The organism is Paraburkholderia sp. BL9I2N2 (assembly GCF_004339745.1).
Lineage (GTDB): Bacteria > Pseudomonadota > Gammaproteobacteria > Burkholderiales > Burkholderiaceae > Paraburkholderia.
Genome location: NZ_SMGP01000001.1, coordinates 3,352,679 through 3,366,665, shown reverse-complemented (window position 1 = coordinate 3,366,665; position 13,987 = coordinate 3,352,679). Strand labels below are relative to the sequence as shown.

Genomic DNA, 13,987 nt, shown 5'->3' with positions numbered 1-13,987 from the left:
GTTTCATCGGCCCGTTTCACCGGCCCGTGTCACCGCCCCGTTTCACCGGCCCAGATAAGACTCGATGACCGTCTCGTCGCGCTTCACTTCGTCGAGCGTGCCGTGAGCGAGTACGCGTCCTTCGGCCATCACCGTGACCTTGCCGGCTTCGCCTGATAGCGCCGCGACGAACTCCATATCGTGCTCGACGACCATCATCGAACAGGTGCCGCGCAGATGATTGAGCAGCTCGGCGAGCTGCATGGTTTCGTCGTCGGTCATGCCGGCGGCCGGTTCGTCGAGCAGCAGCAACGCCGGCTGCTGCATCAGCAACATGCCGATTTCGAGCCGTTGCTTCTGACCGTGCGACAGCTCGCCCGCAAGACGTCGCGCTTCGCTCTCCAGACCGATCAGCGCCAGCGTCTCTTCAATGCGTGCTTGCGCCTCGCGATCCAGACGCGCGCGTAACGAGGCCCACCAGCCCTTGTCGGCCTTCATCGCCAGTTCGAGGTTTTCCCACACGGGATGCTGCTCGAACACCGTGGGCTTCTGAAACTTGCGGCCGATGCCCGCACGCGCAATCGACGGCTCGTTCATGCGTGTCAGGTCGATCGACTGGCCGAGATACACCTTGCCGGAATCCGGCTCCGTCTTGCCGGTGATGACGTCCATCATCGTCGTTTTGCCGGCGCCGTTCGGACCGATGATGCAACGCAATTCGCCGGCATCGATCTGCAGGGTCAGCGCATTCAGCGCGCGAAAGCCGTCGAAGCTCACGGTCACGTCTTCGAGGTACAGGATCGTGCCGTGCGACACGTCGATCTCGCCGGGCACGACCGCATGCCCCATGCTCGCGACACCGCTCAACGACGTTTCAGCGGGTTCTTCCGGTAAAGCCAGATCAGGAACCATCGGGTTTTCGTTCATGAGCGGTTCCTCTTGCGCGTCACGAGTTCGATCAGTCCCATGATGCCGTTCGGCAGGAACAGCGGGACCAGCACGAAAATCAGACCGAGAAAGAACAGCCAGTATTCAGGGAAGTTCGCCGTGAAGAAGCTCTTTGCGCCATTCACCGCGAAGGCGCCGATGATCGGGCCGATCAAGGTGCCGCGTCCACCCACGGCGACCCAGATCGCCATTTCGATCGAGTTGCCCGGCGACATCTCGCCCGGATTGATGATGCCGACCTGCGGCACGTACAGCGCGCCGGCGATGCCGCACAACACGGCGGACACGGTCCACACGAAAAAGCTTGTACGCGAGCGGGCTGTAGCCGAGGAACATCAAACGCGTTTCGCCGTCGCGCACCGCAGTCACGACGCGGCCGAGCTTCGAAGTGACGATCGCCCGCGCGCCGAGGAAGGCGAGGATCAGCACCGCGAAGGTGATCAGCAAGAGGGCGGTGCGCGTGCCCGGATGCGTGATCGGAAAGCCGCCGATGCGCTTGAAGTCGGTAAAGCCGTTATTGCCGCCGAAGCCCGTTTCGTTGCGATAGAACAGCAGCATCGCGGCGAAGGTCATGGCTTGCGTGATGATCGACAGATAGACGCCCTTCACCCGCGAGCGGAACGTGAAGAAGCCGAACACCCACGCCACCACGGCCGGCACCAGCACCACCAGCAGCAGTGCGTAACCGAGATGCTGCGTGCCTTGCCAGTACCACGGCAGTTGATGCCAGTCGAGAAACACCATGAAGTCGGGCAGGTCGCTGCCGTATTTGCCTTCGTGACCGATCGAGCGCATCAGATACATGCCGATCGCGTAGCCGCCGAGCGCGAAGAACAGTGCGTGGCCGAGGCTCAGAATGCCGCAGTAGCCCCACACGAGATCGAGCGCGAGCGCCGCGATTGCGTAGCACATGAATTTGCCGGTGATCGTCGTCGCATAGGCGGACAGATGCAGCGCGCTCGTCTCCGGCACCACCAGCGTGGCGAACGGCACGCCCAGGCCGAAGACGATGATCAACGCGATCAGCGCGAGCCATGCGCGCCGCGACAACAGCGCGGGGCGCGGCGGCAGGCCGAGTGCGAAACCTGCTTGCGGGTCGCGGCCGGCTAGTGCGCCGCCGCTCGTTGCGCCGACGTGAGCCGATGAGGTTGCCGATGTCATCTCATGCCTCCGCGCTGCGGCCCTTGAGGGCGAACATGCCCTGCGGACGCTTCTGGATGAACAACACGATCAGCACGAGCACGGCGATCTTCGCGAGCACCGCGCCCCAGAACGGTTCGATCGCTTTGCTGATGAGCCCGAGCCCGAAGCCGCCGATCACCGTGCCGGCCAGTTGACCGACACCGCCCAGCACCACGGCCATGAACGAATCGATGATGTAGCTCTGACCGAGGTCCGGTCCGACATTGCCGATCTGCGAGAGCGCACAGCCGCCCAGACCCGCGATGCCCGCGCCGAACGCGAACGCATACGAATCGACCCGCGCGGTCTTCACGCCGACGCAGGCCGCCATGCGCCGGTTCTGCGTGACGGCGCGCACGAAGAGTCCGAGGCGCGTCTTCGTGAGCACGGCCCATGCGATCCCGACCACGATCAGCGAGAACGCGAGAATCGCGAGCCGGTTGTACGGCAGGATCAGATTGGGCAAGACGGTGACGCCGCCGCTCATCCACGCCGGGTTGACCACCTGCACGTTCTGCGCGCCGAACAGCATGCGCGTTGCCTGAATCAGGATCAGGCTGATGCCGAAGGTGGTCAGCAGCGTTTCGAGCGGACGGCCGTACAGATGCTTGAGCACTAGCCGTTCGAGCACGATGCCCACCAGTCCCGCGGCGACGAACGAGGCTGGAATGGCGAGCAGCGGATACCAGTCGAAAGCGCCGGGCGCGAAGCGCTGAAACAGGTTCTGCACGACATAGGTCGCGTACGCGCCGATCATCAGGAATTCGCCGTGCGCCATGTTGATCACGCCAATCAGCCCGTACGTGATAGCGAGACCCAGCGCGGCGAGCAGCAGCACGCTGCCGAGCGACAGGCCCGCGAACAGCGTGCCGGCGATCTGGCTGCGGCGCTGGATCGCATCGAGTTCGTCGATGCCGCTTTGCGCGGCGGCGCGCACGCGGTCGTCGGCTTCCACGAAGGTGCCGTCGGGCTTCTTCGCGACGAGCGGCCGCAGCAGTTCGTTCATGTCGAGGTCGTGCCGCGCGGCGACCAGTTGCACGGCTTCGAGGCGCTTGGCCGGATCGGCGTCGTGCAGGGCCGTCATCGCCCACAGCGTGTCGAGGCGCTTCTTCAACGCGGGATCGGTTTCCTTCGCGCGAGCCGCGTCGACGAGCGGTTTGATCGACGGATCGGGGTTCTGCAGCAGCGCCGTGACTGCGGCGGCACGCGTCGCCACGTCCGGTGCATCGAGTTGCAGACCGGACAACGCGCCGGCGACTTTCGAGCGCAGCAGGTTGTTTAGCGTGATCGGCTGGGCGTCGCCCGCGGCGATGGTCTTGCCGGTGACGGCGTCGTGCGCGGTGTCGCCGTCCTGCAGCAGCACGGCGCCCGCGTCGGTGGCGAGCGCGCTGTCTTCGGACAGCGCTTTGAGCACCGCCATCGATTCCTTGTCGTGATTGGCGATCAGTTTGTCGATGGCTGCGGATTTCGCATCGAAATCGTCGCCGGCGAGCGGCGCGACATCGGCTTGCGTCAGCGCGAAGGCGGCCAGCGGCGCGCCGGCGAGCAGCACGAGCGCGATGCCGGCGACGCCGCGCCGCGCGAGTCGTCGTGCCAGTGTTCGTGCGCGTTGTCGTGTGAAGGTGAGGATCGAAAACGCCATGGTGGCCTTTGAAGAAAATCCGGCGGAGCGGCGCGGCATACGGGCAAGCGCCGTTGCCGCGCCGTCGGGTTGCTGCGCGCGAAGGCCGTGCCGCCGGGACGCCGGATCACGGCACGAAAGCGGGCGCGGTGGGCACGCCCGTCGCGGGATGGCATCGGCATGTCACGGCGGCTAGCTTTGCCGCCGCGGCACGCCTTCCTGTCAGGCGACGCGCGAGCGCTTCAGGAACGCCGGGATCGAGCTGACCACATCCGGCTTGCTCGAATTGCCGGCAATGAACGGGCTCCACGGCTGCGCGCGGATCGCGGTCTTGGTCCGCCACACCACGTTGAACTGACCGTCGGCACGCACTTCGCCGATCATCACCGGTTTGTGCAGGTGGTGATTGCCGTCCATTTCCAGCGTGAAGCCCGACGGCGCTGCGAAACTTTGACCGACCATCGCCACGCGCACCTTGTCGACGTCCGTGCTCTTCGCTTTCTCGACCGCCTGCTTCCACAAATGAATGCCGACGAAGGTCGCTTCCATCGGGTCGTTGGTCACGCGCTTGGTGCCGCCCGGCAGGTTGTTCTGCGCGACCCATGCGGCCCATTGCTTCTTGAACTTCTCGTTGGCCGGGTTGCGCAGCGACATGAAGTAGTTCCATGCGGCCAGGTTGCCGACCAGCGGCTTCGTATCGATACCGCGCAGTTCTTCCTCGCCGACCGAGAACGCGACGACCGGCACGTCCGACGCCTTCAGCCCCTGGTTGCCCAGCTCCTTGTAGAACGGCACGTTCGAGTCGCCGTTCACCGTCGAGATCACCGCGGTCTTGCCGCCTTGCGAGAACGTCTTGATGTTCGCGACGATGGTCTGATAGTCGCTATGGCCGAACGGCGTGTAGACCTCCTGGATATCGGCTTCCTGCACGCCCTTCGACTTGAGGAACGCGCGCAGGATCTTATTGGTCGTGCGGGGGTACACATAGTCGGTGCCCAACAGGAAGAAGCGCTTGGCGCCGCCGCCTTCCGCGCTCATCAGGTATTCGGTCGCAGGAATCGCCTGCTGGTTCGGCGCCGCGCCCGTGTAGAACACGTTGCGCGACATTTCCTCGCCTTCGTATTGCACCGGGTAGAACAGCAGGCCGTTCAGTTCCTCGAACACCGGCAGCACCGATTTACGCGACACCGAGGTCCAGCAGCCGAACACCACGGCGCACTTGTCCTGGGTGATCAGCTGACGCGCTTTTTCAGCGAAGAGCGGCCAGTTCGACGCCGGGTCGACCACCACCGGCTCCAGTTGACGGCCCATCACGCCGCCGTTCTTGTTGATGTCCGCAATGGTCATCAACGCGGTGTCCTTGAGCGAGGTCTCCGAGATCGCCATCGTGCCCGATAGCGAATGCAGAATACCCACCTTGATCGGACCGCTGCCGGATTGCGCCTGCGCAAAAGGAACCTGACCTGCAAGCGCCAGCGCGCCCGACATGGAGCCGAACTTCAACAGACTGCGACGTTTCATGTATATCCCCTTGCCATTGATGGTGACTGTTTATGGGCGTCGATTTCGGTCAGCAGGGCTTATCCCGCATGACTTGCCGCTTGTGTACTGCAAGGCACATGCCATGCAGTAAATTCGACGTGAACGGCGTGCAGTGCATGCTGCAGCGCGGATGTGACTCGGCCGGCTTATGCGTAATGCGGCGCAGAATTGGTGCAGGACCGGCCGCTTCGCCTCGTTCAGGTGCGTGCCGCGCCGCAACGAAGCGCGCGTGTCCGCCAGCGGGCATCAGCGGTGCATGGCCGCCGCCCCTTTGTGCATGGGCCGCGCTGTGCCTACACTGAAAGTCCACTCACGCGAGGAGACACGACATGAATGAGCGCGCCGGCGTCAAGCCACCCGATATGTCCGCGTTCTGGATGCCTTTCACGGCGAACCGCCAGTTCAAGAGCGCGCCACGGTTGCTGGCGAGCGCGAAGGGGATGTACTACACGTCGCACGATGGGCGGCGCATCCTCGATGGCACGGCGGGGCTGTGGTGCGTCAACGCGGGCCATTGCCGCGACGAGATCGTGGCCGCCGTGCAGGCGCAGGCGGCTGAAATGGATTTCGCGCCGACCTTTCAGATGGGGCATCCGAAGGCCTTCGAGGCCGCGACAAAAATCGCGCGGCATACGCCGGGCGATCTCAAGCACATCTTCTTCGTGAACTCGGGCTCGGAAGCCGTCGATACCGCGCTGAAGATCGCGCTGGCGTATCACCGTTCGCGTGGCGAAGGGCAGCGCACGCGGTTCATCGGACGCGAGCGCGGTTATCACGGCGTGGGCTTCGGCGGCATTTCGGTGGGTGGCATCGCACCGAATCGCAAGGCGTTTTCGGGCGGCCTGCTGCCATCGGTCGATCACCTGCCGCATACCCTGAACATCAAGGAAGCGGCGTTTTCGAAAGGACAGCCAGGCTGGGGCGCGCATCTCGCCGATGAACTCGAGCGGCTCGTCACGCTGCACGATGCGTCGACGATTGCCGCGGTGATCGTCGAGCCGGTGGCCGGTTCCACCGGCGTGCTGATTCCGCCGCAAGGCTATTTGCAGCGGCTGCGGGAAATCTGCGACAAGCACGGCATCCTGCTGATCTTCGATGAAGTGATCACCGGTTGGGGACGGCTGGGTGCGCCGTTCGCCGCGCAGTACTTCGGCGTCACGCCCGACATGCTGACCATGGCCAAGGGCACCAACAATGCGGCCGCGCCGATGGGCGCGGTGGCGGCGAGCGCGAAGATTCACGATTCGATCGTGAACGGCGCGCCGGCCGGCATCGAGCTGTTTCACGGCTACACGTACTCAGGGCACCCGATCGCCGCGGCCGCGGCGTGCGCGACGATCGATCTGTATGAGCGTGATCAATTGTTCGAACAGGCCGCACGGATGGCGCCAGTGTTTGAGAAGGCGATCCATAAGCTGCAAGGCGAGCGTCATGTGATCGATGTGCGCAATCTTGGGCTCGTGGGTGGGGTGGAGCTGGCGTCGCGTTCAGGTGCGCCTGGGGCTCGCGCCTATGATGTCTTCGTGCGCTGCTTTGAGAAGGGCGTGTTGACGCGTTATACGGGCGACATTCTGGCGTTCTCGCCGCCGCTGATCGTCGACGAGGCGCAGATCGAGGAGATCTTTGGGACGGTGGCGGAGGTGTTGAAAGAGGTGGAGTAAATAGCAGCGCTTTTGTTCGGAACGCAAAAAGGCCGACGTCGTGAGACGCCGGCCTTTTTGCTGAGCGTGCGTTTGATCAGAAAGCGATGAATGGCCCCGGTTGCTTGCCGATCATCACGTTGTTGATCGCGGTGTATACGCTGCGGCCGAAGAAGAACGGCAAGCCCCAGATGAACATGCCGGCCGATGGCGAACCGAGGCTGTCGTAGGCCGCGTACTGATTTGCCATCAGATTCCAGCCGTTAGCCAGTGAGAATGGCACGTTGACGGACGGGGCGGCCTTGTCGACGCCTGTCAAGATCGCCGACAGGCTGAGCGTGGTGGCCGGCACGTACCAGTGGCCGGAAAATGGAACCGTATAGTCCGCGAAGATGTTCGCGTTCGACCCGCTGTCGATGGCGCTGCTAAACGTGTTGCCCTTGTACGTGGTCGAGAAATAGCCGTACTGGTCGAGCGCGAGAATGTTCGGCTGCGAGGGCATGGCGTTGTTCTTCTGCGTGCCGATGCCGAACACCAGTTCACCCGTGACGCTTGCCTGGCCGCCCGCGGGTAGCGCAGGCAGACGGATGATCGTGCCGTTGTTGTCGGACGTGAAATCGGCGACTGGATTCATGACCTGCGTGTCGAGCGGAACACGTGTATTCGCGCATGACGTCGCCGACGTGCAGTAGTAGTAAGCCGATGGCAGTACGGTCTGCGCCGCCGCGGGGAAATCGCGCTGTGCAGGGCCGATGCCGATCACGCCGTTGGCGCCGAGTGCCGTTGCCGAACCGAGGTTATAGACGCCGCGCGACTGGCAGTCCGACGGCGTCGAGTACTGGCCGTCGGCAATCACTTGCAGCGGCATGTTGCCTGCTGTCTTGCCGCCGATCGTGACGTCGGCGCGCTTGATGGATCCCCACGTGTAGCCCGAGCCGAACACGGCGCATTCGGCGATCGACGCGTTGCCGGTTGGGTCGTCGGTGGCGCCTGTTTGCGTCGGCAGGCGGGCGGCGAGCGTGGAACCCAACGCGCTGCCGAGCACGCGCACGCCGACCGAGCCGGTGTCGAGTTGCATGTGATCGACCGTCGCGCATTGATTGCTGCCCTGAACGCCGGGGAAGCAGATCGTGGCGGTTACGTACGGCATGTTCGCGTTGTTGCCCGTCCATCGTTCGATGGTGATGGGGACGGTGTTGGAGGTGGGGGGTGGAGTCGGTGCAGGAGTCGGAGTCGGTGCAGGAGTTGGTGTTGGGGTTGGAATCGGTGTTGGCGTCGGTGTTGGCGTCGGTGTTGGCGTCGGTGTTGGAGTCGGAGTCGGAGTTGGAGTTGGAGTCGGAGTCGGCGTTGGAATTGGCGTCGCTGCAGGATTCAAAGCAGGTGTAGGCGCAGGCGTCGGAGCCGTCGTTGGCGCCGGAGTTGGAGTAGACGTAGTCGCACCACTCGCGCCCGACGGAGAAGCCGGCGGTATCCCTATCGACCCCGCTGCCGGCTTATCGCTATTCTTCGCCGCATTGGCGCTGCCATCATCGCCACTACCACCGCCACCACAAGCAGACAGCACCACGCTGGCACCCAGAAGCGCGCAGCAAAGCGTCTTGTTCAAAGTTGTCATGTTTAGTGAGTTGGATAAATCCGCGCGCCGCTTCATTGCAGTTGCTCCACGCGAACGGTGACGGGAACCAGGCGTGGCAGATACGCCTTGCCGAAAAAGCGGCCGGCTCGGCCAGCCGACTCGATATGGAAATCGCCGTTGTGTTCGATCATCGGGCCGACACCGCGCGCACGCTCAGCCGCGGCATTCGTGAAATTGGGAAAGTAGCTGCCGAGCAGCGCGCTCATGTCCGGGCGCACCGGACCTTGCCAGGTGACGGCAAACACCACATTGCTGGGCAGGACGTATTCATGAATCGTGACGCCGCCTGCGCCATACGTCGCGCGCATCGTATAAGGCGTGGCAGCTGCGGGCATGTCGAGAGAAACCGCCGATCGCAGCAACGACTGCGAGGCCGCGCCCATACCCGGCGCACCGCCCAATGCCGCATAAGAAGCGAGTGGCAACATGCTCGCAATGCCCAACGCGACCTTCACAGAATTCATCACCATGCTCCAGAAAACAGGTCGGAACATGGTGCCAGCGAGGCTTTATTGGGAGTGCCGGAAAAGTCTCAATGAAAAATCGGAAATGGCTTGAGGAGACGCTGCTGGTGTGCAGCGTCTCCTGGCCCGGCCATGCGGCCAGTCGTCAGAACGCGACGAATGGTCCGGTTAGTTTGCCGACCTTGGCATTGCCAATCACGTTGTAGACATCGCGGCCATAGAAGAACGGCAGTCCCCACAGGAACATGTTGTCTTCACCATTCGAAAAGTACTGGCCGATGTTGATGAACGCGGCATTTCCGCTTGCCATCAGCGTGTTGGCGTTGTCGATCGAAAAGGGCATCTGCAGCGGCGCGTTTGATCCGTTGTTCGGCTCGATCGTCGCGCTCAGATTCAACGAGCTCGCCGGCGTGTACAGGTCGAGAACGGAATATGGAATCGTGTTATCCGGGAACGCGTAGCTGAGGGTGCCGCTATCGATCACGCTTTGGTTGAACACCTGCCCCTTGTACTGAGTCGTGAACGTACCGTACTTGTCCAACGCAATGACAGTGGCATTCGCCGGCAAGGTATTGTTCTGCTGGGTGCCGACGCCAAACACCAACTGGCCCGTCACGCTTGCCTGGCCCGCGGCCGGCACGGCCGGCAGACGGATGACCATGCCGTTGTTGTCCGTGGCGAATGCGGCGACCGGATTCATAACCTCTTTGCTAGCGAGCATGCGCGTGCTGACGCAGCTATTTTGCGAAGGGCAATAGTAGTAAAGACCGGGTACCGCCTTGGTCAGGGCATCCAGGGAGTCGCCCGTGAAGTTGTCGATGCCGAGAATGCCGCTCACTCCCATCACATCAAGGGATCTGCCCAGGTCGCCGCCGTTGTGCGCAATGCAGTCGGGCGGCGTGGAGAAAGCGCCATCGGAAACCACCTGGATCGGAATATTGCTCGCTGTCTTGCTGCCGATCGTGATATCGGCGCGCTTGACCGAACCCCACGTATAGCCCGATGCGAACGGCGCGCACTCGGCAATCGGCGCCGAGCCGACCTTGTCGTCTACCGCCCCGGCCTGGGTAAGCAGCAGAGGGGCCAGCGTGGGTATCGCGCGGGCTGAAATGCGCACGCCGGTCGAGCCGGTGTCCACCAGCATGTTGTCGACGGTCACGCACTGGGGCGCGCCTTGTGTGCCCGGCACGCAAACCTTGATTGACGCGAGAAGCCGGTTGACGTTGCCCGTCGACTTATCGACGCGGACCGGCACGGTGTTCTCGCCGGTAGCCGGAGTGGATGAATTGGTCGAGCTACCGGAATCGCCGGAGCCACCCGGCGGCGGGATCCAGTCTGGCGTGGCGTTCCAGCCGATGGAGTTGCCGCCCTGGTTGCCGCTCGAGCCGCCGCCACCGCCGCATGCGGAAAGCGCGATGCCCGCAATGGTCGCGGCGACCCATAGCGTCTTTTTCAATGTCTTCATGTTCCGTTGTCTCATCGCTCGACGCAGGCCTTATTTCAGATCGCCGGGCCGCACGCCGGCGGGTATCAGGCGCGGCAGCCACGCCATGCCGCTGAAGCGTCCCATGCGGCCGGCGGACTCGATGCGAAAGTCGTCGTTGCCGTCGATAAGCGGCCCTGTACCGGCTGTATGGCTCTGCCCGGCGTTCACGAAGTTGGGAAAGTAGCTGCCGAGCAGCGCCGTCATGTCCGGACGGATCGGTCCGCTCCACTTGACCGCGAACACGACGTTCTGAGGCAGCATGTATTCGCGGATGGTGACGCCGTTGGCGTCGACCGACTGGCGCATGGAGTAGGGCGCTGCGTTCGCGGGTTGAGCCGCGGGCGTCGCGGCGGCGGATTGCGGCGTGGCGCGCAGCAGGGTCGCCGACGATGCGCCTGTGGACGGCGCACGGCCCAGGGTTGCATGCGACGCGAGCGGCAACAAGGTTGCGGCCAGCATCGCGATCTTCAAAAATCTCATCACATGGCTCCCCAAAAGGTCGGAAGCATGGTGCCTGTGCGATGCGCAGGAAACCGTATGAAATTTCGGAAGCGAAGGCGAGAAGCGGCGCAACGAAAGCTGGCCGTTAGTGTTCTGCTGAAGGGCGTGCAGAGGCGCTAGTTGAACTGGATGCGAGCCGCGCGGCAACCTGGCGCAGGAGCGTCACGGAGCGAAAAAAAGCGCCTGAGAGCCAAAGGACGGGAAGCAGTAAAAAAAGCCAGGAAGAGAAGCGAAGGCCGCAAGCGCACAGCACCTGCCGCACGACCCCCACCCGACATCACTCGCCGCCCAACCTTGCCGGCAGCGCCTTTAGCCGCAACACCCGGATGACGCCGAGACTTGCGGCAGCAGTTTGACGCGCGCGAGCGACAACTCTTCGCTGTTGGCGGCGAGCGAAGCGCGTGCGCTTTGCAGTTGGGCGTCGTTGGAGAAGGCTTCGTCGTAGGGCTGACGGAAGCCCGCGGCCTGCGCGGCTAGTGTGCAAAGCGCGCGGCAGGCAAACGCCAGAGCGGCCATGAGGACGCCTGCTGGCCCGTCATTGCCGCCGTGCGATCAGTAGGTCGGAACGGACGGATCGACCTGACGCGACCACGCGTCGATCCCGCCTTGCAGATTGAAGACGTTGGTATGGCCGCGCGACTCGAGGAACATCGCGACCTGGGCGCTGCGCGCGCCGTGATGGCAGACGCAGACGATTTGCGCGTCGTCGTCGAGTTCTTCGCTGCGCGCGGGAATCTCACGCATCGGAATCAACACGGCGCCGGCGATCGACGCCGTCTGGATTTCCCACGGCTCGCGCACGTCGAGCAGCACGGGCGCGGGACGCGAAGTATCGGCAAGCCATTCGGCGAGTGCCAGAGCGGTCAGATTTTGCATCAGCAGAACATCCAGTTCAGAGGACGGCGGGCGTGCCGCCCGTCCGGAGCGTGTGAATCAGAACTTGAAACGCGACGGCTGCACGGCGTTGATGAGCGGCTCGACATACGTTTCGAACACGTCGGCAATGCGGTATTGCTTCTCGTCGATACGCGTGATGATCTGCGCCTTCATGACCGGCGCGGTGCCGACGAACGCCGCAAGACGGCCACCGATCTTCAGATGGTCGAGCATTTCCTGCGGCAGCACCGGCAGGCCGCCCGACACGCAGATCACGTCGTACGGCGCGGCGCCGGCCCAGCCGCGCGCGGCATCGCCGGTGGTCACTTCGGCGTTCAGCACGCCGTTGGCGATCAGGTTGGTCTTCGCCAGTTCCGCCAGTTCCGGTTCGATGTCGACCGTCAGCACGTGCTGTGCGCGATGCGCGAGCAACGCGGCCATGTAACCCGAACCCGCGCCGATTTCGAGCACGCTTTCGTGTTTCTTCACCGCCAGTTCCTGCAGCACGCGCGCTTCGACACGCGGGGCCAGCATGTGCTGGCCGGCCGGCAGCGGCACTTCGAAGTCGACGAAGGCCAGCTCGCGATACACGGCGGGGACGAAGTTTTCACGCTTGACGATCGAGAGCAGATTCAGCACGTCCTGGTCGAGCACTTCCCAGGGGCGGATCTGCTGTTCGATCATGTTGAAACGCGCTTGCTCGATGTTCATGGTGGGTTCGGCTGTATGGTTTGGCGAGTTTTGCGGGGTTTTGCGGAGTTTGCTGGGTTTGCTGGGTTTGCTATCAGCCACTGACCACCGGCCTCGCAGCGCGACTCGGCGCGCAAGGCCCGTCAGGGTAACTGCGGGATTGTACCAAATGACGGTGCCGATCCGCGCCCTCGCGGGCAGGGAAGACCATCCCCAGGCCGGAGCGTGTCACCAGCCGGATCACGTCGCCCCCCGTGTTAATCCCTAGCGATATGTCCTTGCGCTTCCGGTGTCTATCGCTCAAAAATGTAATCGATTACATTTTTTGAGGCGAGTTCACTTGTCCAGATCGTCGTCCACCAAGGCTCCGTCAGCGGTGTCCGCGGCGCATCCCCAGCCCGGCGTCGAGCCGTTGCGCGGCGCGGCCGATGGCATTTCGATTGCCGGCGTGGCCGAGCAGGCGGGCGTCTCGGTGGCCACGGTGTCGCGCGTGCTGAACGGCCACGAGAACGTGCGGCCCGCCACGCGCGACAAGGTGCTGGCCGCCATCGATGCGAGCGGCTATCGCGTCAACGAACTCGCGCGCAATCTGCGCACCGCCGAGAGCCGGCTGCTGCTGACCATGGTCCCGGACGTGGGCAATCCTTTCTATGCGGAAATCGTGCGCGGCATCGACAGCGTGGCGCGCCAGCACGGCTACTTCATGCTGCTGTGCGACACGGGCGCCGATCCGGGCCGCGAACGCAGCTACTTCGATCTGCTGCGACGGCGCCGCGCGGACGGCGCCATCTGTCTCGACCCGGCCACCATCCAGCAGGCGCTCGGCGAGGCCTCCAGCGCGCTGCCGTGGGTCGCGTGCTGCGAGTTCGACCCGGCGATGGGCGTGCCGTACGTGGGCATCGACAACTACCGCGCCGCGGGCGACGCCGTCCGGCATCTGCTCGCGCGCGGCCACCGCCGCATCGGCCTCATCAATTCCGATGTCGATTACCTCTATGCGCGGCAGCGTCAGCAGGGCTATCTGGACGCATTGACCGAAGCGGGCATCACGCCGGACGAACGCTGGCGCATGAACCTGAACAGCCTCGACTATGAAGCGGGTGCGTCGGCCGCGGCCACGCTGATGAATCAGCCGCAGGCGCCGAGCGCGATCTTCGCGGTCTCCGATACGCTCGCGATCGGCGTGATCCACGGCTTGCGCAGCGTCGGCAAGCGCGTGCCGGACGACATCGCGGTGGTCGGCTTCGACGATATCTCGCTCGCCGCGCAGATCGATCCGCCGCTCACCACCATCGCGCAACCCATGCGCGAGCTGGGCGAAACCGCCGCGCGCCTGTTGCTGCAGCGGCTCGCCAATCCGGTGGCGAACGTGCCGGGCGTGCTCTTGCCGCATCGGCTCGTGATTCGCGGGAGCGCCTGAAC

Annotated in this window: 13 protein-coding genes and 1 pseudogene; 3 read left to right on the top strand and 11 right to left on the bottom strand. The window is 63.9% G+C overall.

Going from position 1 to position 13,987, the window contains the following annotated elements:
* Positions 1-42: 42 nt before the first annotated feature.
* The 4 genes and pseudogenes from urtD to urtA form a co-directional block, all read right to left on the bottom strand.
* Positions 43-906: an urea ABC transporter ATP-binding protein UrtD gene (gene urtD / locus B0G74_RS15570; protein ID WP_132375785.1), complete on the bottom strand. Its 864-nt coding sequence runs from the start codon at positions 904-906 to the stop codon at positions 43-45.
* Positions 903-2,088: pseudogene (gene urtC / locus B0G74_RS15565) on the bottom strand (urea ABC transporter permease subunit UrtC). The gene urtD and the pseudogene urtC overlap by 4 nt, the downstream one beginning before the upstream one ends.
* Position 2,089: 1 nt before the next feature.
* Positions 2,090-3,751, bottom strand: a complete 1,662-nt coding sequence (gene urtB, locus B0G74_RS15560; RefSeq protein WP_132375784.1) for an urea ABC transporter permease subunit UrtB — start codon at positions 3,749-3,751, stop codon at positions 2,090-2,092.
* A 201-nt stretch (positions 3,752-3,952) separates the two neighbouring features.
* Entirely contained in the window at positions 3,953-5,251 is a 1,299-nt protein-coding gene (gene urtA / locus B0G74_RS15555; RefSeq protein WP_132375782.1) for an urea ABC transporter substrate-binding protein, read from the bottom strand.
* A gap of 350 nt (positions 5,252-5,601) precedes the next feature.
* Between urtA and B0G74_RS15550 the strand changes: the two genes are divergently transcribed.
* Complete coding sequence (locus B0G74_RS15550; protein WP_132375780.1) at positions 5,602-6,933, top strand: aspartate aminotransferase family protein; 1,332 nt, start codon at positions 5,602-5,604, stop codon at positions 6,931-6,933.
* A gap of 76 nt (positions 6,934-7,009) precedes the next feature.
* Here B0G74_RS15550 and B0G74_RS15545 read toward each other — a convergent pair whose 3' ends face one another.
* Positions 7,010-8,176, bottom strand: coding sequence for a DUF3443 domain-containing protein (locus B0G74_RS15545; RefSeq protein ID WP_279388610.1), 1,167 nt, complete (start codon positions 8,174-8,176; stop codon positions 7,010-7,012).
* Between B0G74_RS15545 and B0G74_RS46620 the strand changes: the two genes are divergently transcribed.
* A complete protein-coding gene (locus tag B0G74_RS46620; RefSeq protein ID WP_243658190.1) occupies positions 8,122-8,298 on the top strand; it encodes a hypothetical protein in 177 nt (58 codons plus the stop codon). The genes B0G74_RS15545 and B0G74_RS46620 overlap by 55 nt on opposite strands.
* A 261-nt stretch (positions 8,299-8,559) precedes the next feature.
* Here the strand turns inward: B0G74_RS46620 and B0G74_RS15540 are convergent, their stop codons facing one another.
* The 6 genes from B0G74_RS15540 to B0G74_RS15515 all read right to left on the bottom strand — a co-directional run bounded on the left by B0G74_RS15540 (position 8,560) and on the right by B0G74_RS15515 (position 12,586).
* A complete protein-coding gene (locus B0G74_RS15540; RefSeq protein ID WP_132375777.1) occupies positions 8,560-9,012 on the bottom strand; it encodes a DUF2844 domain-containing protein in 453 nt (150 codons plus the stop codon).
* A 145-nt stretch (positions 9,013-9,157) separates the two neighbouring features.
* Positions 9,158-10,477, bottom strand: coding sequence for a DUF3443 domain-containing protein (locus B0G74_RS15535; RefSeq protein ID WP_243658189.1), 1,320 nt, complete (start codon positions 10,475-10,477; stop codon positions 9,158-9,160).
* Positions 10,478-10,507: 30 nt separating this feature from the next.
* Positions 10,508-10,978, bottom strand: coding sequence for a DUF2844 domain-containing protein (locus B0G74_RS15530; protein WP_132375773.1), 471 nt, complete (start codon positions 10,976-10,978; stop codon positions 10,508-10,510).
* 330 nt (positions 10,979-11,308) lie between these two features.
* On the bottom strand, positions 11,309-11,515 hold the full coding sequence (locus B0G74_RS15525) for a hypothetical protein (protein ID WP_132375771.1): 207 nt from the start codon (positions 11,513-11,515) through the stop codon (positions 11,309-11,311).
* 36 nt (positions 11,516-11,551) lie between these two features.
* A complete protein-coding gene (locus B0G74_RS15520; RefSeq protein ID WP_132375769.1) occupies positions 11,552-11,875 on the bottom strand; it encodes a rhodanese-like domain-containing protein in 324 nt (107 codons plus the stop codon).
* Between the two features lie 57 nt (positions 11,876-11,932).
* Complete coding sequence (locus tag B0G74_RS15515; RefSeq protein WP_132375767.1) at positions 11,933-12,586, bottom strand: protein-L-isoaspartate O-methyltransferase; 654 nt, start codon at positions 12,584-12,586, stop codon at positions 11,933-11,935.
* Positions 12,587-12,905: 319 nt separating this feature from the next.
* On the opposite strand from B0G74_RS15515, the gene B0G74_RS15510 reads away from it, so the two are divergent.
* Complete coding sequence (locus B0G74_RS15510; RefSeq protein WP_132375765.1) at positions 12,906-13,985, top strand: LacI family DNA-binding transcriptional regulator; 1,080 nt, start codon at positions 12,906-12,908, stop codon at positions 13,983-13,985.
* Positions 13,986-13,987 lie beyond the last annotated feature (2 nt).